Raw genomic sequence first — 25,503 nt, forward strand, 5'->3', positions numbered from 1 at the left:
GCTGCCTCCTCGGCGGGCGCTGCCTCCTCGGCGGGCGCTGCCTCCTCGGCGGGCGCTGCCTCCTCGGCGGGCGCTGCCTCCTCGGCGGGCGCTGCCTCCTCGGCGGGCGCTGCCTCCTCGGCGGGCGCTGCCTCCTCGGCGGGCGCTGCCTCCTCGGCGGGCGCTGCGGCGGGCTCCTGCTCGTCGGGACGCTCGTCGTCGGGGCGCTGATCTGCCACGGTGGTTCCCACTCCTCGGTCGCCGGACTCGGCCCAGCCTATTCCACGGCCGACGAGCCCCCGCGCGAGCGGGGGAGCCGCGGCCGACTCGTTACTTCGCCGCCGTCAGGGTGAACGCGGTGATCTTCGTCGCGACCGCGGGAGCACCGTCGCCGCCCTCGGCCGTCGTGCCCTTCGACATGATCTGCGCGATGAGGTCGTCGAGTCCGCTCGTCACCGTGCCGACGACCGTGTAGCCGCCCGCCGCATCGTCGGGCAGGGTCGTGTCGGTCGTCGTGATGAAGAACTGATGGCCCTGCGAGTAGGCGTCGCCGCCCTTGCGGGCCAGCGCGATCGTGCCGGCGGGGTAGACGCCGCTCTTCGGGGCGTTCTCGATCGGCCCGAACGCGAAGTCGTCGGTGTCGGAGCCCTGGGCGTCGAGCGCGCCGCACTGGATCAGGTTCGCCGTCTCGGAGACCACGATGCGGTGGCAGGTCTTGCCGACGAGGTAGTCGCTGCCGGCCTCCTCCGCGAGCACGGCGACGCCCTGCGGCGCTGCCGTGCCGTCGAGCTCGACGCCGAGGCCGACCTCGTTGAGGGTCAGCGTGCCGGTGAAGGTCGTCTTGACGGCGTCGGTGACCTTCGGGATGTCGCCGACGTTCTTGCCGGCGGCGGCGGACGCGGAGGCCGAGGCGGACGGCTTCGGTGCACCGGGGCCGACGGTGCCGTAGAGCACCTGGACGGTGCCGGCGGCGGCGATGAGCACGACGCCGGCGGCGATCGCGACGATGTTGTCGAGCCGGCGGCGCTTCCGCGCGGCCTCGTGGACCGCCTGCCGTGCCGTGAACGACCGGAGCCGATCGCGCGTCTCCCGCGCCTCGCGCTCGTACCTCGTCGGAGCCACCGGCCCTCCCGCCTCCTGGAGCCCCCCGGCGGGGCTCGAACACTCTAGCGACAGCCGCCCTGCCTATCATGACGACATGGCTGGCCAGCAGGGGCTCCGTGCGGGAGCGACGCCCCTCGCGGTCAGGATGCGTCCCATCTCGCTCGACGAGGTCGCGGGCCAGCGCCATCTGCTCGGCCCCGGCTCGCCGCTCGTGAACCTCGCCGACGACCAGACGGGTGAGCGCGGCGGGGTGTCCGTCATCCTGTGGGGTCCGCCCGGCACCGGCAAGACGACGCTCGCCCAGGCGATCGCCCGCAGCTCCGGACGCCGCTTCGTCGAGCTGTCCGCCGTCACGGCGACCGTCAAGGACGTGCGCGGGGTGATGGAGGAGGCGCGCTCGACCCGCGACCTGTACGGCGCCTCGACCGTGCTCTTCCTCGACGAGATCCACCGCTTCACGAAGGCCCAGCAGGACGCGCTGCTGCCGGGCGTCGAGAACGGCTGGGTCATCCTCGTCGCGGCCACCACCGAGAACCCCTCCTTCTCGGTCATCTCGCCGCTGCTCTCACGGTCGCTGCTGCTCACGCTCGAACTCCTCTCCGACGAGGATCTCGGCACCCTCGTCGACCGGGCCGTCGCCGACCGCCGGGGCCTCGACGGCACCGTCGACCTCGCTGACGACGCCCGCGCCATGATCATCCGGCTCGCCTCCGGCGACGCCCGCCGGGCGCTCACGGCGCTGGAGGCCGCCGCCGCGTCCGCCGCCGCCGAGGACTCGACCGCGGTCACGGCCGAGCTCGTGGCGGCCAGCGTCGACCGCGCGCTGCTGCGCTACGACCGGCAGGGCGACGAGCACTACGACGTGATCAGCGCGTTCATCAAGTCGATCCGCGGCAGCGACGTCGACGCCGCGCTGCACTACCTCGCGCGCATGATCGAGGCGGGGGAGGACCCGCGCTTCCTGGCCCGCCGCATCATGATCTCGGCCGCCGAGGACATCGGGATGGCCGACCCGCAGGCGCTGCCGATCGCGGTCGCCGCGGCGCAGGGCGTGCAGCTCATCGGCATGCCGGAGGGCCGGATCCTGCTGGCCGAGGCCGTCACCTACCTCGCGACGGCGCCGAAGTCGAACGCGTCGTACACCGCCCTCGACGCGGCGATCGCCGACGTGCGCGCGGGCAGGATCGGCCGCGTGCCCACGCACCTCCGCGACGCGCACTATCCGGGCGCGAAGCGGCTCGGTCACGGCAAGGGCTACCTCTACGCCCACGACGCGCCGTTCGGCGTCGCGACGCAGCAGTACCTGCCCGACGAGCTGGTCGGCCGCCGGTACTACGAGCCGAGCGGCAACGGCTTCGAGCGCGACGTCGCGCCCCGCCTCGAGCGGCTCCGCGCCATCCTCGAGGGGCGCCCGATGCCGAAGCGCGACGAGCCGGCCGCGGAGCCCGCCGCGGAGCCGCCCGCGAGCACCCCGGCGGCGGACGCCGACGCCGGCTCGGCCGACGCCTGATGCTCTGGTAAAGTAGGCGGGTTCGCCCGCAGCGGCGGACACATCCCTCCCTCGAGTTCCACCGGCCGCGTCGACGTGCGTCCGGACGGGCGGGAGGTGATGTACGTCTGTGAGCCGTGATCGACGCGGCCACGTTGGAAGGACACCCATGGTCACCAAGTCCCAGGACCGCCGCAAGGTCCGCCTCTCGCGCGCGCTCGGCATCCCGCTGACGCCGAAGGCAGCCCGCTACCTCGAGAAGCGCCCCTACGCCCCGGGCGAGCACGGCCGCACCAAGCGCCGCGCCGACAGCGACTACGCCGTCCGCCTCAAGGAGAAGCAGCGTCTGCGCGAGCAGTACGGCATCCGCGAGAAGCAGCTCCGCATCGTCTTCAACGAGGCGCGCCGCACCCAGGGCCTGACCGGTGAGAACCTGGTCGAGCTCCTCGAGATGCGCCTCGACGCCCTCGTGCTGCGTGCCGGCTTCGCCCGCACCACCGCGCAGGCCCGTCAGCTCGTCGTGCACCGCCACATCAAGGTGGACGGCCAGCTCGTCGACCGCCCGTCGTTCCGCGTGAAGCCGGGCCAGCTCATCCACGTCAAGGAGCGCTCGGAGGGCCTCGAGCCCTTCCAGGTCGCCGCCGCCGGCGGTCACGCCGACGTGCTGCCGCCGCTGCCGGGCTACCTCGAGGTCGAGCTCGACAAGCTGCAGGCCCGCCTGCTCCGCCGCCCGAAGCGCGCCGAGGTCCCCGTGACCGCCGAGGTGCAGCTCGTGGTCGAGTACTACGCGGCCCGCTAGCACGTGCCGCACGAGAGGCCCGCGTCCGATGGACGCGGGCCTCTCGTCGTTTTCGGTAGGCTGAGGGCTCCGTCGGGAGGAGACGCCATGGGCAAGGCGATCTGGCTGCTGGTCGGCGTCGCCGCCGGCTTCGCCGTCGCGCACGTGGTGGCGCGCACGCCGCAGGGCCGCGCGGTCCTCGACGAGCTGGACGAGCGGCTGACCGGCATCGGCGCCGCGGTCGTCGACGGCTACCGAGCTCGCGAGGCGGAGCTGCGCGGCACGCGCGACTCCGCCGGCTTCGACGAGCTCGACTGACCTCCGCCGCCGTTCCGGGCGGCCCGACCACATGTTCCGGGGACCACTGTGCAGACCGCTGAGATCCAACGCCGCTGGCTGACCTTCTTCGGAGACCGGGGGCACACGATCGTGCCCTCCGCCTCCCTCGTGAGCGACGACCCGTCGATCCTGTTCACGATCGCCGGCATGGTGCCGTTCATCCCGTACCTCACGGGCGTCGTGCCCGCGCCGTACGACCGCGCCGCCGACGTGCAGAAGTGCATCCGCACGAACGACATCGAGGAGGTCGGCAAGACCGCCCGCCACGGCACGTTCTTCCAGATGCTCGGCAACTGGTCGTTCGGCGACTACTTCAAGGAGGGCGCGATCCGGCTCGCCTGGGAGCTGCTGCTCACCTCGGAGTCGGAGGGCGGCCTCGGCTTCGACGAGAAGGACCTCTGGGTCACGATCTACGAGACCGACGACGAGGCGGAGTCGATCTGGCGCGACGTGATCGGCCTCAAGCCGGAGCGCATCCAGCGGCTCGGCGCGGCCGACAACTACTGGCACACCGGCCAGCCCGGCCCCGGCGGCCCGGACTCCGAGATCTTCTTCGACCGCGGTCCGGCGTTCGGCCGCGACGGCGGTCCGGCCGCGGACGACAACCGGTTCATCGAGATCTGGAACCTCGTGTTCATGCAGGACCTCATCGCGAACGTCACCTCGAAGGTCGACTTCGACGTGGTCGGCGACCTGCCGAAGAAGAACATCGACACGGGCGCCGGCCTCGAGCGCCTCGCCTTCCTCAAGCAGGGCGTCGACAACATGTACGAGATCGACCAGGTGCGCCCGGTGCTCGACGCCGCCGCGCAGCTGTCCGGCCGCCGCTACGGCGCCTCGCACGAGGACGACGTGCGGATGCGGATCATCTCCGACCACGTGCGCTCGTCGCTCATGCTCATGGGCGACGGCGTGACGCCGTCGAACGAGGGCCGCGGCTACATCCTGCGCCGGCTCATGCGTCGCACGATCCGCTCGATGCGGCTGCTCGGCGTCGACGCGCCGAGCTTCCAGGAGCTCTTCACCGCGTCGCGCGACGCGATGGCGCCCGCCCACCCGGAGCTCCTCGAGCAGTGGGACCGCACCTCGCGCCTCGCGCTCGGCGAGGAGGAGGCGTTCCTGCGCACCCTCGCGGGCGGCACGACGATCCTCGACACGGCGATCGCGGACGCGAAGCGGGGCGCCGCGGAGAGCGCGGCGCCGACGAGCGCGGGGCTCACCGGCGAGACCGCGTTCCAGCTCCACGACACGTTCGGCTTCCCGATCGACCTCACGCTCGAGATCGCGGAGGAGGCCGGGCTCACGGTCGACCGCGCGGCGTTCGACACGCTCATGCAGGAGCAGCGCCAGCGCGCGAAGGCCGACGCGAAGGCGAAGAAGGGCCGGCTCGCCGACCTCAGCATCTACGCGGGGCTCCGCGCGGCGGGGGAGACGGTCTTCACGGGCTACGACTACCTCGACACCGAGACGACCGTGCTCGGCATCCTGCGCGACGGCGCGCCCGTCGACACGGCCTCCGCGGGCGACATCGCGGAGATCATCACGCAGGAGACCTCGCTCTACGCGGAGGGCGGCGGCCAGGCTGCCGACCAGGGCTCGATCGTGGGCAGCGGCTTCGACCTCGAGGTGCTCGACGTGCAGCGCCCGGTGAAGGGGCTCGTCAGCCACACCGTGCAGGTGCGCTCCGGCGAGGTGTCGATCGGCCAGGCGGCCACCACGGTCGTCGACCCGCTGTACCGCCACGCGGCGGCGCAGGCCCACTCGGCCACGCACCTCATCCACGCGGCGCTCCGGCAGACGCTCGGGCAGGAGGCGCACCAGGCGGGCTCGTTCAACCGCGCCGGCTACATGCGCCTCGACTTCTCGTGGAACCAGGCGCTCAGCGCCGCCACCCGCTCCGAGGTCGAGGAGATCGCGAACGACGCGATCCGCGACAACCTCGAGGTGACGACCCGCATCCTCCCGCTCGACGAGGCGCGCGCCGCCGGCGCGATGGCCCTGTTCGGTGAGAAGTACGGCGACACCGTGCGGATGGTCGACATCGGCGGCCCCTGGTCGCGCGAGCTCTGCGCGGGCATCCACGTCGGCCGCTCCGCCGAGGTCGGCCTCGTCAACCTCACGAGCGAGTCGTCCGTCGGCTCGACGAACCGCCGCGTCGAGGCGCTCGTCGGCGTCGACGCGTTCAAGGACCTCGCGGCCGAGCGCGCCATCGTGGCGCAGCTCACCGGCTCCCTCCGCACGCCGCGCGAGCAGCTGCCCGCGCGCATCGAGGAGCTCGTGCAGAGCCTGAAGAGCGCCGAGAAGAAGATCGCGGCGTTCGAGGCGAGCCGGCTCTCCGGCCGCGTGCCCGCGCTCGTCGAGTCCGCGGTGCGCATCAGCGGCGTGCTCGCGGTGGTCGAGGACCTCGGCGAGCTCGGCTCGGCCGACGACCTCCGCACCGTCGCCACCGGCGTTCGCGAGCGGCTCTCCGCGGAGGCGGCCGTCGTGGCTGTCGCCGGGCGGGTGGACGGCCGTCCCTCGGTCGTCGTCGCCACGACGGAGGCCGGCCGCACCGCCGGCGCGAAGGCCGGCGCGCTCGTGCGCGACGCCGCGCGCACGCTCGGCGGCGGCGGCGGCGGCAAGGACGACATCGCGCAGGGCGGCGGCACGGACGCGTCGCGCATCGGCGAGGCGCTCGAGGGCGTCCGCCGGGCGCTGCAGGGCTGACGTGCGGCCGGGGGCCCGCCTGGGCGTCGACGTCGGGCGCGCCCGGGTCGGCATCGCCTCCTGCGACCGGGACGGCATGCTGGCCACGCCGGTGGCGACGCTGTCGCGTGGACCGGCGACGGTCGCCGAGATCGTGTCGCTCGCGGCCGAGTACGAGGCCGTCGAGCTCATCGTCGGGCTGCCCCTGTCGCTGAGCGGCGGCGACACGCCCTCCACCGAGGACGCCCGTGCCTTCGCGGCGGAGCTCGCGGCCGTGCTCGCCGCGCCGGTGCGCCTGGTCGACGAGCGGATGACCACGAACGTCGCGCAGCGCAGCCTCCGTCAGGCGGGCCGGAGCAGCCGCCGCCAGCGGGCCGTGGTCGACCAGGTGGCCGCTGTTATCATCCTGCAGGACGCCCTCGACGCGGAGCGCTCCTCGGGTCGCCCGCCCGGCGTTCCCGTCGCCACGGAAGGACCCCAGTAGTGCCCGAGGACCGCCGACCGGACGAGCCCAGCTGGGACGACATCTTCGGCGCCGGCGCGCCCGACCGCCCCGCGGACGCCCGCCCCGAGCACCACCGCGCCGCCCCGACCGCCGGCGTGGCCGCCGCGGCCTGGGAGGAGCACGTCGCGAAGACCGGCGCGACGCCGGTGCAGCAGCCCGCGGCCTCCGAGTCGCCGCGCCGTGCGGCTCGCGATCGCGACCGTCCCGGACGGCCGCCGCGACGTCGCCGCCGCTGGGGCCTCCTCGTCGTGTTCCTCGTCTTCCTGCTCATCGTCGGCGGCACCGGCTCCGTGCTCTGGGGCCAGTACGGCGCGCGCATCCTCGCAGCCCTCGGCGTCGAGTCGATCGACTACCCGGGCTCCGGCAACGGGGAGAAGGTCGACTTCGTCATCAACACCGGCGACACCGGCGAGGTCGTCGCGCGCGGGCTCGCGAAGCAGGGCATCACGAAGACGTTCAGCGCGCCCTACAAGCTCATGCTCGCCGACTCGACCATCCGCTTCGAGCCGGGCAGCTACACGCTCCAGCACGAGATGAGCGCGAAGTCGGCGATCGACGCGCTCCGCGATCCGAAGAACCGGGTCGTGAACAAGGCCGTCATCGTCGAGGGCACGTCGGCCGAGAAGGCCTACACGCAGCTCTCGATCGCCACGAAGCTGCCGGTGGCCGACTTCCAGGCCGCGGCGGCCGACCTCCCGGGGCTCGGCGTGCCGGCCGGCGCGACCTCGATCGAGGGGTTCCTGTTCCCGGCGACGTACCAGTTCGATCCCGGCGTGACGGCCCACGACGTGCTCGCGCGCCTCGTCGGCGAGATGAACGCCCGGCTCGACAAGCTCGGCGTGCCCGCGGCGGACCGGGTGCGCGTCGTGACGCTCGCCTCGATCGTGCAGCGCGAAGCCGGGTCGAACGACGACATGCCGAAGATCGCGCGCGTGTTCCAGAACCGCCTCGACCAGGGGATGCTCCTGCAGTCCGACGCGACCGTCACGTACGGCACCGGCCAGTACCAGCGCGTGAGCACGACGAACGCGGAGCGCGCGGACGCGGGGAACGCGTACAACACGTACGTGCATCCGGGGCTCACGCCCGGGCCGATCGGCCTGCCGGGGGAGGCCGCCCTGTCGGCGGCGCTGCACCCGGCCGACGGCACCTGGCTGTACTTCGTGACGACGAACCTCAAGACGGGCGAGACGCAGTTCTCCACCACCCAGGCGGAGCACGACGCGGGCGTCGCGAAGCTGCGCGCCTGGTGCAAGGACTCGGCGAACAAGGCCTACTGCTCGTGACCCGGCTGGCGGTGCTCGGATCGCCCATCGGCCACTCGCTCTCGCCCGCAATCCACACGGCGGCGTACCGCGAGCTCGGGCTGGACTGGTCGTACGGCCGGGCCGACGTGCCGGAGGGCGGGCTCGCCGCCTTCGTCGCCGGGCTCGACGACGACTGGCGCGGGCTCTCGCTCACCATGCCGCTGAAGCGCGAGGCGATCGTGCTCGCCGACCGCCTCGACCCCGTGGCGGCCACGACCGCGCAGGCGAACACGCTCGTGCTCGGCGGCGACGGCATCGGCGCCTGGAACACCGACGTCGCCGGCATCACGGCCGCGCTGCGCGAGGCGGGCGTCGCCGGAGCGACCCGCGCCACGGTGCTCGGCGGCGGGGCGACGGCGGAGAGCGCCGTCGAGGCGCTCCGCGCCCTCGGGGCGACCGTCACCGTCGCTGTGCGGACCGCCGCCCGCGCCGGGCGGCTCGAGGACCGCGCCGCGGTCGTGGCCCTCGCCGACGCGCCGCTGGCGGACGCGGACGTCGTCGTCAGCACCATCCCGCCGCGCGCCGAGTTCGCCGTGCCGCTCCCGCCGCGCGTCGACGGCGTGCTGCTCGACGTCGCCTACGACCCGTGGCCGACGCCGCTCGCCGCGGCCTGGGCGGACGCCGGCGGGCGGGTGCTCTCCGGCGTCGAGATGCTGCTGCAGCAGGCCCTCGTGCAGGTGCGGCTGTTCACCGGCCGCGGCGCCTCGGAGGCCCTGCCCGGCGAGGCTGCCGTGTTCCTGGCCATGCGCGCCGCTGTGGGAGGATCGTAGGCATGCTGCGCTGGCTGACCGCGGGGGAATCGCACGGGCCCGAGCTGATCGCGATCCTCGAGGGGTTGCCGGCCGGCGTGCCGGTCTCGTCCGCGGCGATCCAGGCCGACCTCCAGCGCCGCAAGCTCGGCTACGGCCGCGGCGCGCGCATGAAGTTCGAGCAGGACGAGCTCTCGATCTCCGGCGGCGTGCGCCACGGGCTGACCATCGGCAGCCCGGTCGCGCTCCGCATCGGCAACACCGAGTGGCCGAAGTGGACCGAGGTGATGAGCCCCGACCCCGTCGACCCGTCCGTGCTCGCCGGCGGCCGCGGCGCCGCCCTCACCCGGCCCCGTCCCGGCCACGCCGACCTCGTCGGCATGCAGAAGTACGACTTCGACGAGGCCCGCCCGGTGCTCGAGCGCGCCAGCGCGCGCGAGACGGCGGCCCGGGTCGCGCTCGGCGCCGTCGCCCGCGCACTGCTCGGCGAGGTCGGCATCCGCCTCGTCGCGCACACCGTGGCGATCGGCCCGGTGCGGGTGCCCGACGATGCGCCGCTGCCGCATCCGGACGACGTGGACCGCCTCGACGCCGACCCGCTGCGCTGCCTCGACCCCGCCACGAGCGCGCTCATGGTGGCCGAGGTCGACGACGCCCACAAGACCGGCGACACGCTCGGCGGCGTCGTCGAGGTGCTCGCCTACGGCGTGCCGCCGGGACTCGGCAGCTACACGCACTGGGATCGCCGGCTCGACTCGCGCCTCGCCGGCGCGCTTATGGGAATCCAGGCGATCAAGGGCGTGGAGGTCGGCGACGGCTTCCTCACGACGACCCGCCGCGGCTCGGCGGCGCACGACGAGCTCATCGCGGCCGACGGCGTCATCTCCCGCCTCAGCGACCGCGCCGGCGGCACCGAGGGCGGCATGTCCACCGGCACGGTGCTCCGCGTCCGTGCGGGCATGAAGCCGATCGCGACCGTGCCGCGCGCGCTCCGCACGATCGACGTCGCGACCGGCGAGGCCGCCACCGCGCACCACCAGCGCTCCGACGTCTGCGCCGTGCCCGCCGCCGGCGTCGTCGCCGAGGCGATGGTCGCGCTCGTGCTCGCAGAGGCCCTGCTCGAGAAGACCGGCGGCGACTCGGTCGCCGAGGTGCGCCGCAACCTCGAGGCCTACCTGGCCGCCATCCCCGTGACGCTGCGCACCGCCTCCGCCTCGATCGACTGATGTCCGCCACGGGAGTGCTCATCGGGCCGATGGGCGCGGGCAAGACCCGCCTCGGCCGGCGCGCCGCCAAGCTGCTCGGCGTGCCGTTCACCGACACCGACAAGGCGATCGTCGCGGAGCACGGCCCGATCGCCGGCATCTTCGACGAGCACGGCGAGCCGCACTTCCGCGAGCTCGAGCGCGCGGCCGTGCGGCGGGCGCTCGACGGCGAGGGCGTCGTCTCGCTCGGCGGCGGCGCGGTGCTCCACCCCGACACCCAGGCCGACCTGGCGGGGGAGCGCGTCGTGCTGCTGCTCACCACGCCAGAGGCCGTCGCGTCGCGCCTCGCCGACGGCAAGCGCCCGCTGGTGCGCGGCGGCGTCGCCGACTGGGAGCGGATCCTCGCCGACCGCCTGCCGACCTACACCCGCCTCGCGACCTGGACCGTCGACACCTCGATCCGGCCGTTCGAGGCCGTCGCCGCCGAGATCGCCGACCTGCTGAGATCGCCGGCGCCCGGCGACGCCACGAGCTGAGGACACCATGACCGACCCCGCCGACGGCGCGTCCGCCGCCGCCCCCACCGTCATCCCCGTCGCCGGCGAGCCCGGCTACGACGTCGTCGTCGGCCGCGGGCTCGGCGACCGCATCCCGGCCGCCCTCGGCAGCGGCGTGCGCAAGGTGCTCATCGTGCATCCGCCGACCCTCGGCGCCCGCGCCGAGGCCCTCCGCGCCGCCCTCGCCGACCGGTTCGAGGTGTACCTGGCCGAGGTGCCGGATGCGGAGTCGGCCAAGCGCGTCGAGGTGGCCGCGTTCTGCTGGCAGATCATGGGGCAGACCGATTTCACCCGCAGCGACGCCGTGATCGGCTTCGGCGGGGGAGCGACCACCGACCTCGCGGGCTTCGTGGCCGCCACCTGGCTGCGCGGCGTGCGGATCGTGCAGCTGCCGACCACGGTGCTCGGCATGGTCGATGCGGCCGTCGGCGGCAAGACGGCCATCAACACGGCCGAGGGCAAGAACCTGGTCGGCGCGTTCCACGCCCCCGTCGCGGTGCTCTGCGACCTCGAGCTGCTCGACGGCCTGCCCGAGAACGAGATCCTGGCGGGGTACGCCGAGGTCGTGAAGGCCGGCTTCATCGCCGAGCCCGAGATCCTCGAGATCGTCGAGCGCGACGTGGCGTCGGCGACCGATCCGCGCAGCCCCGACTTCCGGCGCGCGATCGAGCTCGCGATCGCCGTGAAGGCCCGCGTCGTCGGCGAGGACTTCACCGAGCAGGGGCTCCGCGAGGTCCTGAACTACGGGCACACGCTCGGCCACGCGATCGAGCACACCGAGCGCTACCGCTGGCGCCACGGTGCGGCCGTGTCGATCGGCATGGTGTTCGCCGCCGAGCTGTCGCGCCTGACGCGGCACCTCACCGACGCGGACGTCGACCGCCACCGCCGCATCCTCGAGTCGCTGTCGCTGCCGACGACCTACCCCGGCGGACGCTGGGCCACGCTGCTGGCGACCATGCAGCGCGACAAGAAGGCGCGCGGCGGGATGCTGCGCTTCATCGTGCTCGACGCCATCGGCCGGCCGACGACCGTGAGCGGCCCCGACGAGTCGCTGCTGTTCGCGGCGTACCAGGAGATCTCGTCCTGACCAGCGCCGCGGCCGGGGGAGGCCGTCCCGATACGCTCGGACCCGTGACACGCGTCCTCGTCCTCAACGGTCCCAACCTCGGCCGGCTCGGCAGCCGCGAGCCCGACGTCTACGGCGCCCAGGACCTCTCCGCGCTCCGCGTGCTGCTCTCGGAGGCCGCGACCCGCGATACCGAGATCGACCTGCGCCAGACCGACGACGAGGCCGAGCTCATCGGCTGGATCCACGAGGCCGCCGACACCGGGTCGCCGGTCGTGCTCAACCCGGCCGCGTTCACGCACTACAGCTACGCCCTGCGCGACGCGGTGAGCCTCGTCACGAAGGCCGGCGGCACCGTCGTCGAGGTGCACATCTCGAACCCGCACGCGCGGGAGACGTTCCGGCACACGAGCGTGATCTCCGGCGTCGCAACCGGCGTCATCGCGGGGTTCGGGTTCGAGGGCTACCTGCTCGCGCTCCGCGCCGTCGGCGCGGCCCGCTGATCGCGCTCGACTAGACTTCCCCGGGCGCTCCGCGCCCTCGACTTTCAGGAGAACCTCCATGGCCACGACCAACGACATCAAGAACGGCTCCGTCCTCAGCATCGACGGCCAGCTCTGGAACGTCGTCGAGTTCCAGCACGTCAAGCCCGGCAAGGGCGGCGCGTTCGTCCGCACGAAGCTGAAGAACGTCATGACCGGCAAGGTCGTCGACCGCACGTTCAACGCCGGCACCAAGATCGACTTCTCCACCGTCGACCGCCGCGACTTCCAGTACCTGTACAAGGACGGCGCGGACTTCGTGTTCATGGACATGTCCGACTACGACCAGATCACGATCGCGGCCGGCACGGTCGGCGACGCGGCGAACTACATGCTCGAGAACCAGGTCGTGACCGTCGCCACCCATGAGGGCGACCCGCTCTACGTCGAGCTGCCGACCTCCGTCGTGCTCGAGGTCACCTACACCGAGCCGGGCCTGCAGGGCGACCGCTCGAGCGCCGGCACGAAGCCCGCGACCCTCGAGACCGGCCACGAGATCCAGGTGCCGCTGTTCCTCGAGACCGGCACGCGCGTGAAGGTGGACACCCGCACGGGCGACTACCTCGGCCGCGTCACGGACTGAGCGCTCCGACGTGAGTGCCCGCACCAAGGCGCGCAAGCGCGCCCTCGACGTCCTCTACGGCGCCGACCTCCGCGAGCTGCCGATCGGCCAGCTCCTCGGCGAGGAGGCGAACCGCGCGCTCGGCGAGCCCGACCGCGCCGCCTCCTGGACCTACGCCCGCGAGATCGTGCAGGGCGTCGAGGAGCACGCCGGCGCGATCGACGACGTGATCCGCGATCACGCGACGGGCTGGAGCCTCGACCGGATGCCGGTGCTCGACCGCGCCATCGCGCGCGTCGCCGTCTGGGAGATCCTCTACAACGACGAGGTGCCCGACGCCGTGGCGATCTCGGAGGCCGTCGAGTCGGCCACCGTGCTGTCGACCGACGACTCGGCCGGGTTCCTCAACGGCCTGCTCGCCGCGATCGCGAAGACCAAGGGCGAGTAGCGCGATCCGCGCGTCCTAGCGCGGCACGACGGTGAGCTGCCGGAGCACCGGCGCCACCTGCTCGAGCAGCTCCAGCTGCTCGTCGTCGAGCTTCTCCAGCAGCTGCGCGAGCAGCGCGGCGCGCTCGGAGCGGCCGCGGCGCACGGTCTCCTCGCCCTCCGGCGTGACCGCGACGAGCACGCTGCGGCCGTCGAGCGGGTCCGGCGTGCGGGTCACGAGGCCCCGGCGCTCGAGGTCGGTCACGGTGCGCGTCATCGACGGCGCCGAGACGACCTCGCGCGCGGCGAGGTCGCCGAGGCGGATCGGCCCGGTCGCCGACAGCGTGGCGATCGCGGAGAGGTGGCCGTGGCCGAGCGCGAGCGCGCCCCCGGGGCCGCGCATCCGGCGGTTCAGGCGGCCGATGGAGATGGCGAGCTCGTGGGCGAGCTCTCCCGGATCGCGCTGATCGGGCATGGCGGTCCTCCGACTCGACGGTGCACGGCGACGTGCAGCGCTGGTGGCGCGACGCCGGGGTGGCGGCGCCGGGGAGTGTCTCCCCGTGGCTCGAGCGTAATGGTTGACGCGCGTGAACGATGGCTCCGGATGCTACGCCGCATTACGCCGAGGTGCGGGCGCCGGTGCGATGCTTCCTAGATTCGAGAGGTGACGACCCTCCCGCACGCCTCGCGCGCGCTCGCCATCCGCCTCCGCGGCGTCGGCCGGGCGTTCCCGGGAGCCGGGGCCGGAGCCGCCGCCCGCACGGTGCTCTCGGAGGTCGATCTCGACATCGCCCCGGGCGAGGTCGTCGCGCTGCTGGGCCCGTCCGGCTGCGGCAAGTCGACGCTCCTGCGCATGATCAGCGGCCTCGATGCCGCTTCCGCCGGCACGGTGGAGATCGACGAGGTGCCCGTGGCGCCGGTCGACCAGCGCTGCGCCGTCGCGTTCCAGGAGCCGCGGCTGCTGCCCTGGCGCACGGTGCGCCGCAACGTCGCCCTCGGCGTGCCGCTCGGCACCGACCGCACAGCCGGGCCGGCCCGCGTCGCCCGCCTGCTCGAGCTCGTGCAGCTCGCCGCGGCCGCCGAGCTCCGGCCGCGCCAGATCTCCGGCGGCATGGCCCAGCGCGCGTCGCTCGCCCGGGCGCTGGCCCGCGACCCCGGCGTGCTGCTGCTCGACGAGCCGTTCGGCGCGCTCGACGCGCTCACCCGGCTCACCATGCAGGACCTGCTGGTCGACATCCACGCGGCCGAGCCCGCGACGATCGTGCTCGTCACGCACGACGTCGACGAGGCCCTCGCCCTGGCCGACCGCATCGTGCTGCTCGGACCGGATCCCGAGCATCCGGACGCCGGCTCCGGCATCCGCACCGTGCTCGATGTGCCCGGCGCGCGTCCACGCGACCGTGCCGACGCGCGGCTCGTCGAGCTCCGAGCCGAGCTGCTCGAGCTGCTCGGCGTGCCGAGCCACCACCTGACCCCGCCACCCGCACCCACGAAGAGGCCAGCATGACGACCAGAACCCGACTCGCCACCCTGACCGCCGTCGCCGCGGCCGCCGCGCTCGCGCTGACCGGCTGCGTCGCGGGAGAGGGCACCACCTCCGCCGCGCCGTCGAAGAGCGCGGGCGCCGAGCTCGGCGCCGACGGCTGGAGCGCCACGACGCTGAACATCGACTACGCGACGTACAACCCGCTGAGCCTCATCGTGAAGAAGGAGGGCTACCTCGAGAAGGCCTTCGGCTCGGACGTGACGATCAACTGGGTGAAGTCCGCCGGCTCGGCCGCCGCGAACCAGGCGCTGCAGGCCGGCGCGATCGACGTGGGCTCGACCGCCGGGTCCGCAGCCCTCCTGGCCCGCTCGAACGGCTCGCCCATCAAGACCATCGACGTCTACGCGCAGCCGGACTGGGCCGCCCTCATCGTGCCGAAGGGCTCGTCGATCACGAAGGTGTCCGACCTCGAGGGCAAGCACATCGCGGCCCAGAAGGGCACCGACCCGTACTTCTTCCTGCTGCAGTCGCTCGAGAAGTTCGATGTGCCGCTGTCGTCGGTGACGATCGAGAACCTCCCGCACGCCGACGGCAAGGCGGCGCTCGAGAACGGCTCCGTCGACGCCTGGTCGGGCCTCGACCCGCTGCTGACGACGAGCGTGCAGACCGCCGGCTCGAAGAACATCTACGACAACCCCGCGTTCAACACGTACGGCTTCCTCAACGCGACCGAGTCGTTCCTGCAGAAGTCGCCCGACCTCGCCCAGGCCGTCGTCGACGCCTACGAGAAGGCCCGCGCCTTCGCGGCCGACGACCCCGACGCGACGGCCCAGATCCTCGCCGCGGAGGCCGGCATCGATCCGGCCATCGCGACCGCCACGCTGAAGCGCACCGACCTCACGGTCGACCCGGTGCCCGGCGCGGCCCAGGAGAAGGTGCTGAAGGTCGTCGGCCCGATCTTCGTCGACAGCGGCGACGTGCAGACCCAGGCGCAGATCGACGACGCGCTCGACAGCCTGTTCGAGCCGGAGTACGCGAAGGCCGCCGACCCGTCGGAGTTGAAGCAGAACGGATGAGCGGCGACCTGACCTCGGGGCTCGTCGCCGACACGGCCGCGACCTCCGCCGACGAGGCGCTCCGTGCCCGCGCCCCGCGCGAGCCGCGCCGCTGGTGGACGGTCGTCGGGGGCGCCCTGATCCCGCTGCTGATCCTCATCGTCTGGTGGGCCGTCACGGCCGCGCAGCTCGTGCCGCCGTACAAGCTCCCGTCGCCGCAGGCCGTGCTGCTCGCCGCCGTCGACCTGCAGACCAACCCGCTCAACCCCGGGCTGCTCTACAAGGACATCGCGATCTCGGTGCAGCGCGTGCTGCTCGGCTTCGTCTTCGGCTCGGCGATCGGGCTCGTGCTCGGCGCGCTCGTCGGCCTGTCGCGCACGGCGTCCGTGCTGCTCGGGCCGCTGCTCGGCGCCATCCGCGCCGTGCCGTCGCTGGCGTGGCTGCCGCTGCTGCTGCTCCTGCTCGGCATCTTCGAGCCGCCGAAGATCGTGCTCATCACGATCGGCGCGACGTTCCCGGTGTTCACCACCCTCTCGGGCGCGCTGCGCCACGTCGATCCGCACCTCGTCGAGGTCGGCCGGGCGTTCGGGCTCCGCGGCTTCTCCCTGCTCTCGACGGTGCAGCTGCCGGCCGTCATCCCCGCGCTCATCAGCGGGCTCCGGCTGGCGCTCGCGCAGTCCTGGCTGTTCCTCGTCGCCGCGGAGCTGCTCAGCTCGTCGATCGGGCTCGGCTTCCTGCTCACCGACTCGCAGCAGAACGGCCGGGTCGACCGGCTGTTCCTCGCGATCATCCTGCTCGCGATCCTGGGCAAGGGCACCGACGCGCTCATCGGCGTGCTCGAGCGGCGGCTGCTCCGGCGCTGGAGCTGACCGCGACGGGCGCTCGGCCGTGTAGGCTGAGCGGTCGAATCGACATCCTTTAAGTCCGTCCGGAGAGGCGGGGAAGGAGGTCCGGATGCAGTCGCGCGTCGTTCTGCAGCAGGCCGACATCGAGCGTGCGCTCACCCGCATCGCCCACGAGATCCTGGAGGCACCCGCCTCGGACCTCCGCGTGGAGCGGGACGGCATCGTCCTCCTCGGGATCCCCACCCGCGGCATCGCCCTCGCGCGCCGCCTCGGCGACGTGCTCGAGCGGCTCAGCCCCGGCTCCGCGCTGATCGGCGCGCTCGACGTGACGATGTACCGCGACGACCTCGACCGGCAGCCCACCCGCACGCCCAGCCCGACCGTGCTGCCGCCGGACGGCATCGACGGCCGGATCGTGGTGCTCGTCGACGACGTGCTCTACTCCGGCCGCACCATCCGCGCCGCGCTCGACGCGATCGGCGACCTCGGGCGTCCCGCCGCCGTCCGCCTCGCCGTGCTCGTCGACCGCGGCCATCGCGAGCTGCCGATCCGAGCCGACTTCGTGGGGAAGAACCTGCCGACCTCGGTCGCCGAGCGCATCAACGTGCGGCTCGCAGAGTCCGACGGCGAGGACGCGGTGGTGATCGGATGAGCGCGTCGCTGAGCCACCTGCTCTCCGTCCGCGACCTCGACCGCGACGCCGCCGTCGGCATCCTCGACGTCGCCGAGGACATGGCGGACGTCGCCACCCGCGCCGTGCCCAAGCTCCCGACGCTGCGCGGCCGCACGGTCGCGAACCTGTTCTTCGAGGACTCCACCCGCACGCGGCTGTCGTTCGAGGCGGCGGCGAAGCGGCTCAGCGCCGACGTGATGACGTTCAGCGCGAAGGGCTCAAGCGTCTCGAAGGGCGAGAGCCTCAAGGACACCGCCCAGACCATCGCGGCCATGGGCGTCGACGCCGTCGTGATGCGGCACTCCGCGTCCGGCGCCGCCGCGACCCTGGCGTCGAGCGGCTGGATCGACGCCGCGGTCGTCAATGCGGGCGACGGCACCCACGAGCACCCGACGCAGGCGCTGCTCGACGCCTACTCGATGCGCAAGCGCCGGCACGGCTCGGCCTCCCGCGGCCGCGACCTCGACGGGCTCGTCGTGACGGTCGTCGGCGACATCCTGCACTCGCGAGTCGCCCGCTCGAACGTCTGGCTGCTGCGCACGCTCGGCGCCGAGGTGCGGCTCGTCGCGCCCGCGACCCTGCTGCCGGTGGGCGTCGGGTCGTGGCCCGCGAGCGTCGGCTACGACCTCGACGCGGCGATCGACGCCGGCACCGACGTGCTCATGATGCTGCGCGTGCAGGCCGAGCGGATGACCGCGGCGTTCTTCCCGAACGAGCGCGAGTACTCGCGCGAGTGGGGCCTCGACGACGCGCGATTCGCCCGGCTCGGCGCCGATACGATGGTGATGCACCCGGGGCCGATGAACCGCGGCCTCGAGATCTCCTCGGCGGCGGCCGACTCGGCGCAGTCGCTCGTGCTCGAGCAGGTGGCGAACGGGGTGTCGATTCGGATGGCGGTGCTCTACCTGGTGCTGTCGGGAACGCAGGGAGCAGCCGCATGAGCATCCTGATCCGCGGGGCGAGGACCCCCGAGGGCGAGACGGTGGACCTCCTGGTCGCCGACGGCGCGATCGCCGGGCGCGGCGGCGGATTGTCGGACGCCGGTGCCCGCGTCATCGACGCGGACGGCCTGCTCGTGCTGCCCGGCCTCGTCGACCTCCACACCCACCTCCGCGAGCCGGGCTTCGAGCAGAGCGAGACGGTGCTCACCGGCACCCGCGCCGCCGCCGCGGGCGGCTTCACGGCCGTGCACGCGATGGCGAACACGCTGCCGGTGCAGGACACCGCCGGCGTCGTCGAGCAGGTCGCCTCGCTCGGCGAGCAGCACGGCTACGCGACCGTGCGCCCGGTCGGCGCCGTCACGGTCGGGCTGGCGGGGGAGCGGCTCAGCGAGATCGGCGCGATGGCCTCGTCCCGTGCCCGCGTCCGCGTCTTCAGCGACGACGGCAAGTGCGTGCACGACTCGCTGCTCATGCGCCGCGCGCTCGAGTACGTGGCCACGTTCGGCGGCGTGATCGCGCAGCACTCGCAGGATCCCCGCCTCACCGAGGGCGCGCAGATGAACGAGGGCGCCCTGTCCGGCGAGCTCGGCCTCACCGGCTGGCCCGCCGTCGCGGAGGAGTCGATCATCGCCAGGGACGTGCTGCTCGCGGAGCACGTCGGGGCCCGGCTGCACATCTGCCACCTCTCCACCGCCGGCAGCGTCGACGTCGTGCGCTGGGCGAAGGCCCGCGGCATCCGCGTCACGGCCGAGGTCACGCCCCACCACCTGCTGCTCGACGAGTCCACCGCGGCCACGTACGACCCGCATTTCAAGGTGAATCCGCCGCTGCGCCGCGCGGAGGACGTGCTCGCGCTCCGGGAGGCCCTCGCCGACGGCACGATCGACATCGTCGCGACGGACCACGCCCCGCACCCCGCCGAGACGAAGCAGTGCGCCTGGTCGGAGGCGTCGTTCGGCATGGTCGGGCTCGAGTCGGCCCTCGGCGTCGTGCAGGAGAGCGTCGTCGACGACGGAAGGCTCGGCTGGGCGGACGTCGCCCGGGTGCTCAGCTCCGCGCCGGCCGCGATCGGCGGCCTCGAGGGCTACGACGCCCCGCTGCAGGTCGGGTCGCCCGCCAACCTGACGCTGTACGACCCGACCGCGCGATCGGTGTTCGGCACCGCGTCGCTGCGCGGCCTCAGCACCAACTCGCCCTACCTCGGCCGCGAGCTGCCCGGACGAGTCGTCGCGACGCTGCACCGCGGCGCGCCGACCGTGCTCGACGGCGAGCTGGTGGACGCCGCCGAGGTCGCCGCGGCAGCCGCCGGTTCCCGCGCCGCCGGCATCGGAGGTGCCCGTGGATAGGCTCTGGGGCGCCCTCATCGTCGCCATCGTGCTGGCCGCCGCGCTGGCCGGGATGGGCATCGGCTGGCGCCGCCGCCGCGCCCGCCAGTCCGGGCTCGACCAGGTCACCCCGGTGCCCGCCGAGACCGGAGGCCTGCTCGCCGCGACCGAGGGCGTGCACGTGGCCACCACCCGCGCCGGCGAGCCGCTCGACCGGATCGCCGTCGGCGGGCTCGGCTTCCGCGCCCGCGCCCTCGTCGAGGTGCACGAGCACGGCATCCTGCTCGCGCTCGCGGGCGCGCCGGACCGCTGGATCCCGCGCGCCGACGTGCGCGGGGCCGACCGCGCCACCTGGACCATCGACCGCACCGTCGAGCCGGACGGGCTGGCGCTCGTCGCCTGGACCCTCGCCGGCGCCGACGTCGACAACTACCTCCGCGTCGACGAGCCCGCCGTGCTCGTCGCCGCGATCGACCGCCTCGGTGCCGCCGGCACCCCGGCAGACAGGGAGAACGCATGAGCCCGGACCGCGCCGTCCTCGTCCTCGAGGACGGCACCCGCTACGAGGGACGCGCCTACGGAGCCCGCGGACGCACCCTCGGCGAGGCCGTCTTCGCCACCGGGATGACCGGCTACCAGGAGACGCTGACCGACCCGAGCTACGCGGGCCAGATCGTCGTGCAGACCGCGCCGCACATCGGCAACACGGGCATGAACGACGAGGACCGCGAGTCGTGGCGCATCTGGGTCGCCGGCTACGTCGTACGCGACCCCGCGCGGATGCCGTCGAACTTCCGCAGCGTCCGCAGCCTCGACGACGAGCTCGTCTCGACCGGCATCGTCGGCATCAGCGGCATCGACACCCGCGCGCTCACCCGCCGCCTCCGCGACTCCGGCGCGATGAAGGCCGGGATCTTCTCCGGTGCCGAGCTGCAGCTCGCCGCCGACGCGCAGCTCGACGCCGTCAGGGCGGGTCGCGACATGCGCGGCCTCAACCTGTCGGCCGAGGTCTCGGTCGCCGAGACGCGCGTCGTGCCGGCCGCCGAGGGCGTCGACCCGCTCGGTCCGCTCGCGGTGCTCGACCTCGGCATCAAGGAGTCGACCGTGCGGAAGCTCGCCGAGCGCGGCTTCGAGGTGCACGTGATGCCGCAGGCGAGCACGATCGACGAGGTCGCCGCGATCTCGCCGACCGGCGTCTTCTACTCCAACGGCCCGGGCGACCCGGCCGCGTCGGGCGACCACGTCGAGCTGCTGACGGACGTGCTGCGGCGGGGCATCCCGTTCTTCGGCATCTGCTTCGGCAACCAGCTGCTCGGCCGCGCGCTCGGCTACGGCACCTACAAGCTGCCGTTCGGCCACCGCGGCATCAACCAGCCGGTGCTCGACCGCGCCACCGGCCGCATCGAGATCACGGCCCACAACCACGGCTTCGCCGTCGACGCCCCGCTCGACGGGATCAGCGAGAGCCCCGCCGGCTTCGGCCGCGTCGAGGTGAGCCACATCGACCTCAACGACGACGTGGTCGAGGGCCTCCGCGCGCTCGACATCCCCGCGTTCAGCGTGCAGTACCACCCGGAGGCGGCCGCAGGCCCCCACGACTCCGACTACCTGTTCGACCGCTTCGCGGATCTGGTGCGCTCCCGCGCCGGCGCCGCGGGAGAAAGCAACTGATGCCCAAGCGCCCCGACATCACCAGCGTCCTCGTCATCGGCTCCGGCCCGATCGTCATCGGGCAGGCAGCGGAGTTCGACTACTCCGGCACCCAGGCCTGCCGGGTGCTCCGCGAGGAGGGCGTGCGCGTCATCCTGGTCAATCCGAACCCGGCGACGATCATGACCGACCCGGACTTCGCCGACGCGACCTACATCGAGCCGATCACCATGGAGTCGCTCGAGGCCATCATCGTCGCCGAGCGGCCGGATGCCGTGCTGCCGACCCTCGGCGGCCAGACCGCCCTCAACGCGGCCATCGCGCTCGACGCGGCGGGCATCCTCGAGAAGCACGGCGTCGAGCTCATCGGCGCGAAGGTCGACGCGATCCAGCGCGGCGAGGACCGCCAGCTCTTCAAGGAGCTCGTGCTGCAGTCCGGCGCCGACGTGGCCCGCAGCCACATCGCCCGCACGGTCGACCAGGCGGTCGAGCAGGCGGAGGACCTCGGCTACCCGCTCGTCATCCGCCCGTCGTTCACCATGGGCGGCCTCGGCTCCGGCTTCGCGTACACGCGCGCCGAGCTCGTGCGCATGGTCGCGGACGGCATCCACCAGTCGCCGACCGGCGAGGTGCTCCTCGAGGAGTCGATCCTCGGCTGGAAGGAGTACGAGCTCGAGCTCATGCGCGACACGGCCGACAACACCGTGGTCGTCTGCTCGATCGAGAACGTCGACCCGGTCGGCGTGCACACCGGCGACTCGATCACCGTCGCGCCCGCACTGACGCTGACCGACCGCGAGTACCAGAACCTGCGCGACATCGGCATCGAGATCATCCGCCGCGTCGGCGTCGACACGGGCGGCTGCAACATCCAGTTCGCCGTGCACCCGGGCACCGGCCGCGTCATCGTCATCGAGATGAACCCGCGCGTGTCCCGCTCGAGCGCGCTCGCGTCGAAGGCCACCGGCTTCCCGATCGCGAAGATCGCCGCGAAGCTCGCCATCGGCTACCGCCTCGACGAGATCCCGAACGACATCACGAAGGTCACCCCGGCGAGCTTCGAGCCGACGCTCGACTACGTCGTCGTGAAGGTGCCGCGGTTCGCCTTCGAGAAGTTCCCGTCGGCGGACTCGTCGCTCACCACGACGATGAAGAGCGTCGGCGAGGCCATGGCCATCGGCCGCAACTACTCGACCGCGCTGCAGAAGGCGCTGCGCTCGCTCGAGAAGCGCGGCTCGAGCTTCCACTGGAGCGAGCGGCTCGCTCCGAAGGCGGAGCTCGTCGAGCTCGCGAAGACACCGACCGACGGCCGCATCATCACGGTGCAGCAGGCCATGCGGGCCGGCGCCTCCGTCGAGGAGCTGTACCGCGCGACCGGCATCGACCCCTGGTTCCTCGACCAGATCGCGCTGATCAACGAGGTCGCGCTCGAGATCGGCGGCCTCGGCCGGATGGATGCGGACCTCTTCCGCCTCGCGAAGGACCACGGCTTCTCGGACGTGCAGATCGCCGAGCTGCGCGGCGTCACCGAGCAGGAGGTGCGCAACGCGCGCTGGCAGGTGGGCGTGCGCCCGGTCTTCAAGACGGTCGACACCTGCGCGGGGGAGTTCCCGGCCACGACGCCGTACCACTACTCGAGCTACGACAGCGAGACCGAGGTCGCGCCGTCCGACGCGCGCAAGGTGATCATCCTTGGCTCGGGCCCGAACCGCATCGGCCAGGGCATCGAGTTCGACTACAGCTGCGTGCACGCGAGCTTCGCGCTCCACGACGCCGGCTTCGAGACGATCATGATCAACTGCAACCCGGAGACCGTGTCGACCGACTACGACACGAGCGACCGGCTGTACTTCGAGCCGCTGACGCTCGAGGACGTGCTGGAGGTCATCCACGCGGAGTCGCAGTCCGGCACCCTCGTCGGCGCCGTCGTGCAGCTCGGTGGCCAGACCGCGCTCGGGCTCGCGAAGGGCCTCGAGGCTGCCGGCATCCCGATCCTCGGCACCTCGCCGGGCGCCATCGACCTCGCCGAGGAGCGCGGGCTGTTCGCCGGCATCCTCCGCGATGCGGAGCTCGTCGCGCCGAAGAACGGCACCGCCACCGACGCGCCGAGCGCCGTCGCGATCGCGGAGTCGATCGGCTACCCGGTGCTCGTGCGGCCGAGCTTCGTGCTCGGCGGCCGCGGCATGGAGATCGTGTACTCCACCGACGGGCTCGAGGACTACTTCGACCGGGTGCGAGACCAGGCCATCATCGGCCCCGGCTCGCCGCTGCTCGTCGACCGCTTCCTCGACGACGCAATCGAGATCGACGTCGACGCGCTGTTCGACGGCGAGCGGCTCTACGTCGGCGGCATCATGGAGCACATCGAGGAGGCCGGCGTGCACTCCGGCGACTCGGCCTGCACCCTGCCGCCCGTCACGCTCGGCCGCGACGTGCTCGACCGGGTCGTCGAGGCCACCCGCCGCATCGCCGAGGGCATCGGCGTGCGCGGCCTGCTCAACGTGCAGTTCGCGATCGGCGCCGGCGTGCTCTACGTGCTCGAGGCGAACCCGCGCGCCTCCCGCACCGTGCCGTTCGTGTCGAAGGCGCTCGGCATCCCGCTCGCGAAGGCGGCGTCGCTGATCATGGTCGGCCGCAGCATCCGCGAGCTCGTCGACACCGGCATGCTGCCGGCGCGCGACGGGTCGCAGGTGCCGCTCGACGCCCCGGTCGCCGTGAAGGAGGCGGTGCTGCCGTTCAAGCGGTTCCGCACCCGCGAGGGCTCGGTCGTCGACTCCGTGCTCGGGCCGGAGATGCGCTCGACCGGCGAGGTGATGGGCATCGACCGCGACTTCCCGCGCGCGTTCGCGAAGAGCCAGCAGGCGGCGTACGGCGGGCTGCCCCGCAGCGGCACGGTGTTCGTCTCGGTCGCCGACCGCGACAAGCGGGCCGTCGTGCTGCCGGTCGCGCGCCTCGCGCAGCTCGGCTTCGAGATCGTCGCGACCTCGGGCACGGCCGAGATCCTCGCCCGCAACGGCATCCGCGCGACCTCGGTGCGCAAGCACCTGCAGGGCTCCGCGCCGGTCGAGGGCGACCCGGACATCGTCGACCTCATCGAGGCCGGCCGGATCGACGTCGTCATCAACACGCCGTCGGGCCGCAGCGCGCGGGCGGACGGCGTGGAGATCCGCACCGCGACGGTCGCCGCCGACAAGCCGCTGTTCACGACGATCGCGCAGCTCGCCGCGGCGGTCACCTCCTACGACGAGGCCGACCTGCCGATCACCGTCCGCAGCCTGCAGGACTACGCCGCCGATCGGGCGGCACGCGCGTGACGGCGGCGCCGTCGGCCGGCACCGCCGCGGGCGTCGCGCCGTTCGGCGCCCGGCTCGCGGCCGTGCTGGCCGAGCGCGGCCGGCTCTGCGTCGGCATCGACCCGCACGCCGCGCTGCTCGCGTCGTGGGGCCTCGGCGACGACGCGGCCGGGCTCCGCGAGTTCGGGCTCCGAGCGGTGGACGCGGCAGCCGGCCGGGTCGGGATCGTCAAGCCGCAGGCCGCGTTCTTCGAGCGGCACGGCGCGCGGGGCTACGCGGCGCTCGAGGACGTGCTGGCCGCGGCCCGCGCCGCCGGGCTGCTCGTGATCGGCGATGCGAAGCGCGGCGACATCGGCTCGACGATGGACGCCTACGGCGAGTCGTGGCTCACGCCCGGCTCGCCGCTCGAGGTCGACGCGGTCACTCTGACGCCGTACGCCGGGATGGGCTCGCTCGACGGCGCGCTGGCCCGGGCGCTCGAGCACGGCACGGGCGCGTTCGTGCTCGCCGCCACCTCGAACCCGGAGGCCGAGGCGCTGCAGACCGCGCGCGACCACAGCGGCACCACCGTCGCCGGCGCGATCGTCGCGGATGTGCACCGCCGCAACGCCGCCGCGACCGGCACCGGGGCCGTCGGCTCCATCGGCGTCGTCATCGGGGCCACCGTCCGGCTCGAGGAGCGCGGCATCGACGCCGCCGACCTCGCCGGCACGCCGATCCTCGCGCCCGGGCTCGGCTTCCAGGGCGGCCGTGCCGGCGACCTCCGCGCGACCTTCGGCGACGCCCTCGCGACCACCGTCGTGTCGTCGTCCCGCGGCGTGCTGCAGGCCGGTCCTGACGGGCTCGCGGATGCGATCGCGCGCCAGGCGGGGGAGCTCGCGGATGTCTGAGCCCGCGCCGCCGGCCTCCTCCGGATCGCCCGAGCGCTCGGCCGAGCGC

The 25,503-nt window shown here is 73.4% G+C and carries 25 protein-coding genes and 1 pseudogene; 23 read left to right on the top strand and 3 right to left on the bottom strand.

The features are described 5' to 3' along the window. Positions 1-218, bottom strand: a pseudogene (locus AC1RSJ_RS16200) (transcription termination factor Rho); the annotation flags it as partial. A 91-nt stretch (positions 219-309) separates the two neighbouring features. Next, positions 310-1,101 (bottom strand): peptidylprolyl isomerase, encoded by a 792-nt coding sequence (locus AC1RSJ_RS16205; RefSeq protein ID WP_493119495.1) that lies wholly within the window; start codon positions 1,099-1,101, stop codon positions 310-312. Between the two features lie 76 nt (positions 1,102-1,177). Here AC1RSJ_RS16205 and AC1RSJ_RS16210 point away from each other — a divergent pair, with 76 nt between their 5' ends. The 13 genes from AC1RSJ_RS16210 to nusB all read left to right on the top strand — a co-directional run bounded on the left by AC1RSJ_RS16210 (position 1,178) and on the right by nusB (position 13,318). Continuing rightward, entirely contained in the window at positions 1,178-2,593 is a 1,416-nt protein-coding gene (locus tag AC1RSJ_RS16210) for a replication-associated recombination protein A (RefSeq protein ID WP_493119497.1), read from the top strand. A 148-nt stretch (positions 2,594-2,741) separates the two neighbouring features. Continuing rightward, the gene (gene rpsD, locus AC1RSJ_RS16215) at positions 2,742-3,371 is read left to right on the top strand and encodes a 30S ribosomal protein S4 (RefSeq protein ID WP_493119498.1); all 630 of its coding nucleotides are present in this window, start codon (positions 2,742-2,744) and stop codon (positions 3,369-3,371) included. Positions 3,372-3,458: 87 nt separating this feature from the next. Beyond that, complete coding sequence (locus tag AC1RSJ_RS16220) at positions 3,459-3,668, top strand: hypothetical protein (RefSeq protein ID WP_493119499.1); 210 nt, start codon at positions 3,459-3,461, stop codon at positions 3,666-3,668. A 48-nt stretch (positions 3,669-3,716) separates the two neighbouring features. Next, positions 3,717-6,395 carry an alanine--tRNA ligase gene (gene alaS, locus AC1RSJ_RS16225; protein WP_493119500.1) on the top strand — a complete coding sequence of 893 codons (2,679 nt, stop codon included), beginning with the start codon at positions 3,717-3,719 and terminating at the stop codon, positions 6,393-6,395. A gap of 76 nt (positions 6,396-6,471) precedes the next feature. After that, positions 6,472-6,858 carry a Holliday junction resolvase RuvX gene (ruvX, locus tag AC1RSJ_RS16230; RefSeq protein ID WP_493119502.1) on the top strand — a complete coding sequence of 129 codons (387 nt, stop codon included), beginning with the start codon at positions 6,472-6,474 and terminating at the stop codon, positions 6,856-6,858. Next, entirely contained in the window at positions 6,858-8,165 is a 1,308-nt protein-coding gene (mltG, locus tag AC1RSJ_RS16235; RefSeq protein WP_493119503.1) for an endolytic transglycosylase MltG, read from the top strand. The genes ruvX and mltG overlap by 1 nt, the downstream gene beginning before the upstream one ends. Further along, positions 8,162-8,956 (top strand): shikimate dehydrogenase, encoded by a 795-nt coding sequence (locus tag AC1RSJ_RS16240; protein WP_493119504.1) that lies wholly within the window; start codon positions 8,162-8,164, stop codon positions 8,954-8,956. The genes mltG and AC1RSJ_RS16240 overlap by 4 nt, the downstream gene beginning before the upstream one ends. Positions 8,957-8,958: 2 nt before the next feature. Then, complete coding sequence (gene aroC / locus AC1RSJ_RS16245) at positions 8,959-10,161, top strand: chorismate synthase (RefSeq protein WP_493119505.1); 1,203 nt, start codon at positions 8,959-8,961, stop codon at positions 10,159-10,161. Further along, complete coding sequence (locus AC1RSJ_RS16250) at positions 10,161-10,676, top strand: shikimate kinase (protein WP_493119506.1); 516 nt, start codon at positions 10,161-10,163, stop codon at positions 10,674-10,676. The genes aroC and AC1RSJ_RS16250 overlap by 1 nt, the downstream gene beginning before the upstream one ends. Positions 10,677-10,683: 7 nt before the next feature. Next, the gene (gene aroB / locus AC1RSJ_RS16255; protein WP_493119507.1) at positions 10,684-11,787 is read left to right on the top strand and encodes a 3-dehydroquinate synthase; all 1,104 of its coding nucleotides are present in this window, start codon (positions 10,684-10,686) and stop codon (positions 11,785-11,787) included. A gap of 44 nt (positions 11,788-11,831) precedes the next feature. Beyond that, positions 11,832-12,269 carry a type II 3-dehydroquinate dehydratase gene (locus AC1RSJ_RS16260; RefSeq protein WP_493119508.1) on the top strand — a complete coding sequence of 146 codons (438 nt, stop codon included), beginning with the start codon at positions 11,832-11,834 and terminating at the stop codon, positions 12,267-12,269. 58 nt (positions 12,270-12,327) lie between these two features. Continuing rightward, on the top strand, positions 12,328-12,891 hold the full coding sequence (gene efp, locus AC1RSJ_RS16265; protein WP_493119509.1) for an elongation factor P: 564 nt from the start codon (positions 12,328-12,330) through the stop codon (positions 12,889-12,891). Positions 12,892-12,901: 10 nt separating this feature from the next. Then, positions 12,902-13,318, top strand: coding sequence for a transcription antitermination factor NusB (nusB, locus tag AC1RSJ_RS16270; protein ID WP_493119510.1), 417 nt, complete (start codon positions 12,902-12,904; stop codon positions 13,316-13,318). Positions 13,319-13,333: 15 nt separating this feature from the next. Here nusB and AC1RSJ_RS16275 read toward each other — a convergent pair whose 3' ends face one another. Continuing rightward, a complete protein-coding gene (locus tag AC1RSJ_RS16275; protein WP_493119511.1) occupies positions 13,334-13,771 on the bottom strand; it encodes a MarR family winged helix-turn-helix transcriptional regulator in 438 nt (145 codons plus the stop codon). A gap of 189 nt (positions 13,772-13,960) precedes the next feature. Here AC1RSJ_RS16275 and AC1RSJ_RS16280 point away from each other — a divergent pair, with 189 nt between their 5' ends. The 10 genes from AC1RSJ_RS16280 to pyrF all read left to right on the top strand — a co-directional run bounded on the left by AC1RSJ_RS16280 (position 13,961) and on the right by pyrF (position 25,454). Next, on the top strand, positions 13,961-14,803 hold the full coding sequence (locus tag AC1RSJ_RS16280) for an ABC transporter ATP-binding protein (protein ID WP_493119512.1): 843 nt from the start codon (positions 13,961-13,963) through the stop codon (positions 14,801-14,803). Next, complete coding sequence (locus AC1RSJ_RS16285) at positions 14,800-15,858, top strand: aliphatic sulfonate ABC transporter substrate-binding protein (RefSeq protein WP_493119513.1); 1,059 nt, start codon at positions 14,800-14,802, stop codon at positions 15,856-15,858. The genes AC1RSJ_RS16280 and AC1RSJ_RS16285 overlap by 4 nt, the downstream gene beginning before the upstream one ends. Then, the gene (locus AC1RSJ_RS16290) at positions 15,855-16,706 is read left to right on the top strand and encodes an ABC transporter permease (RefSeq protein WP_493119514.1); all 852 of its coding nucleotides are present in this window, start codon (positions 15,855-15,857) and stop codon (positions 16,704-16,706) included. The genes AC1RSJ_RS16285 and AC1RSJ_RS16290 overlap by 4 nt, the downstream gene beginning before the upstream one ends. Before the next feature lie 85 nt (positions 16,707-16,791). Further along, positions 16,792-17,334, top strand: a complete 543-nt coding sequence (gene pyrR / locus AC1RSJ_RS16295) for a bifunctional pyr operon transcriptional regulator/uracil phosphoribosyltransferase PyrR (RefSeq protein WP_493119515.1) — start codon at positions 16,792-16,794, stop codon at positions 17,332-17,334. 8 nt (positions 17,335-17,342) lie between these two features. Beyond that, on the top strand, positions 17,343-18,296 hold the full coding sequence (locus tag AC1RSJ_RS16300; protein ID WP_493119521.1) for an aspartate carbamoyltransferase catalytic subunit: 954 nt from the start codon (positions 17,343-17,345) through the stop codon (positions 18,294-18,296). Next, a complete protein-coding gene (locus AC1RSJ_RS16305; protein WP_493119516.1) occupies positions 18,293-19,642 on the top strand; it encodes a dihydroorotase in 1,350 nt (449 codons plus the stop codon). Before AC1RSJ_RS16300 ends, AC1RSJ_RS16305 begins: the two co-directional genes overlap by 4 nt. Next, positions 19,635-20,141 carry a PH-like domain-containing protein gene (locus tag AC1RSJ_RS16310; RefSeq protein WP_493119517.1) on the top strand — a complete coding sequence of 169 codons (507 nt, stop codon included), beginning with the start codon at positions 19,635-19,637 and terminating at the stop codon, positions 20,139-20,141. The genes AC1RSJ_RS16305 and AC1RSJ_RS16310 overlap by 8 nt, the downstream gene beginning before the upstream one ends. Next, the gene (gene carA / locus AC1RSJ_RS16315; protein ID WP_493119518.1) at positions 20,138-21,292 is read left to right on the top strand and encodes a glutamine-hydrolyzing carbamoyl-phosphate synthase small subunit; all 1,155 of its coding nucleotides are present in this window, start codon (positions 20,138-20,140) and stop codon (positions 21,290-21,292) included. Before AC1RSJ_RS16310 ends, carA begins: the two co-directional genes overlap by 4 nt. Next, positions 21,292-24,585: a carbamoyl-phosphate synthase large subunit gene (gene carB / locus AC1RSJ_RS16320; protein ID WP_493119519.1), complete on the top strand. Its 3,294-nt coding sequence runs from the start codon at positions 21,292-21,294 to the stop codon at positions 24,583-24,585. The genes carA and carB overlap by 1 nt, the downstream gene beginning before the upstream one ends. Then, a complete protein-coding gene (gene pyrF, locus AC1RSJ_RS16325) occupies positions 24,582-25,454 on the top strand; it encodes an orotidine-5'-phosphate decarboxylase (protein WP_493119520.1) in 873 nt (290 codons plus the stop codon). The genes carB and pyrF overlap by 4 nt, the downstream gene beginning before the upstream one ends. The last annotated feature ends 49 nt before the right edge of the window (positions 25,455-25,503 follow it).

It is taken from the genome of Schumannella sp. GW821-FHT10F01, from assembly GCF_058809295.1.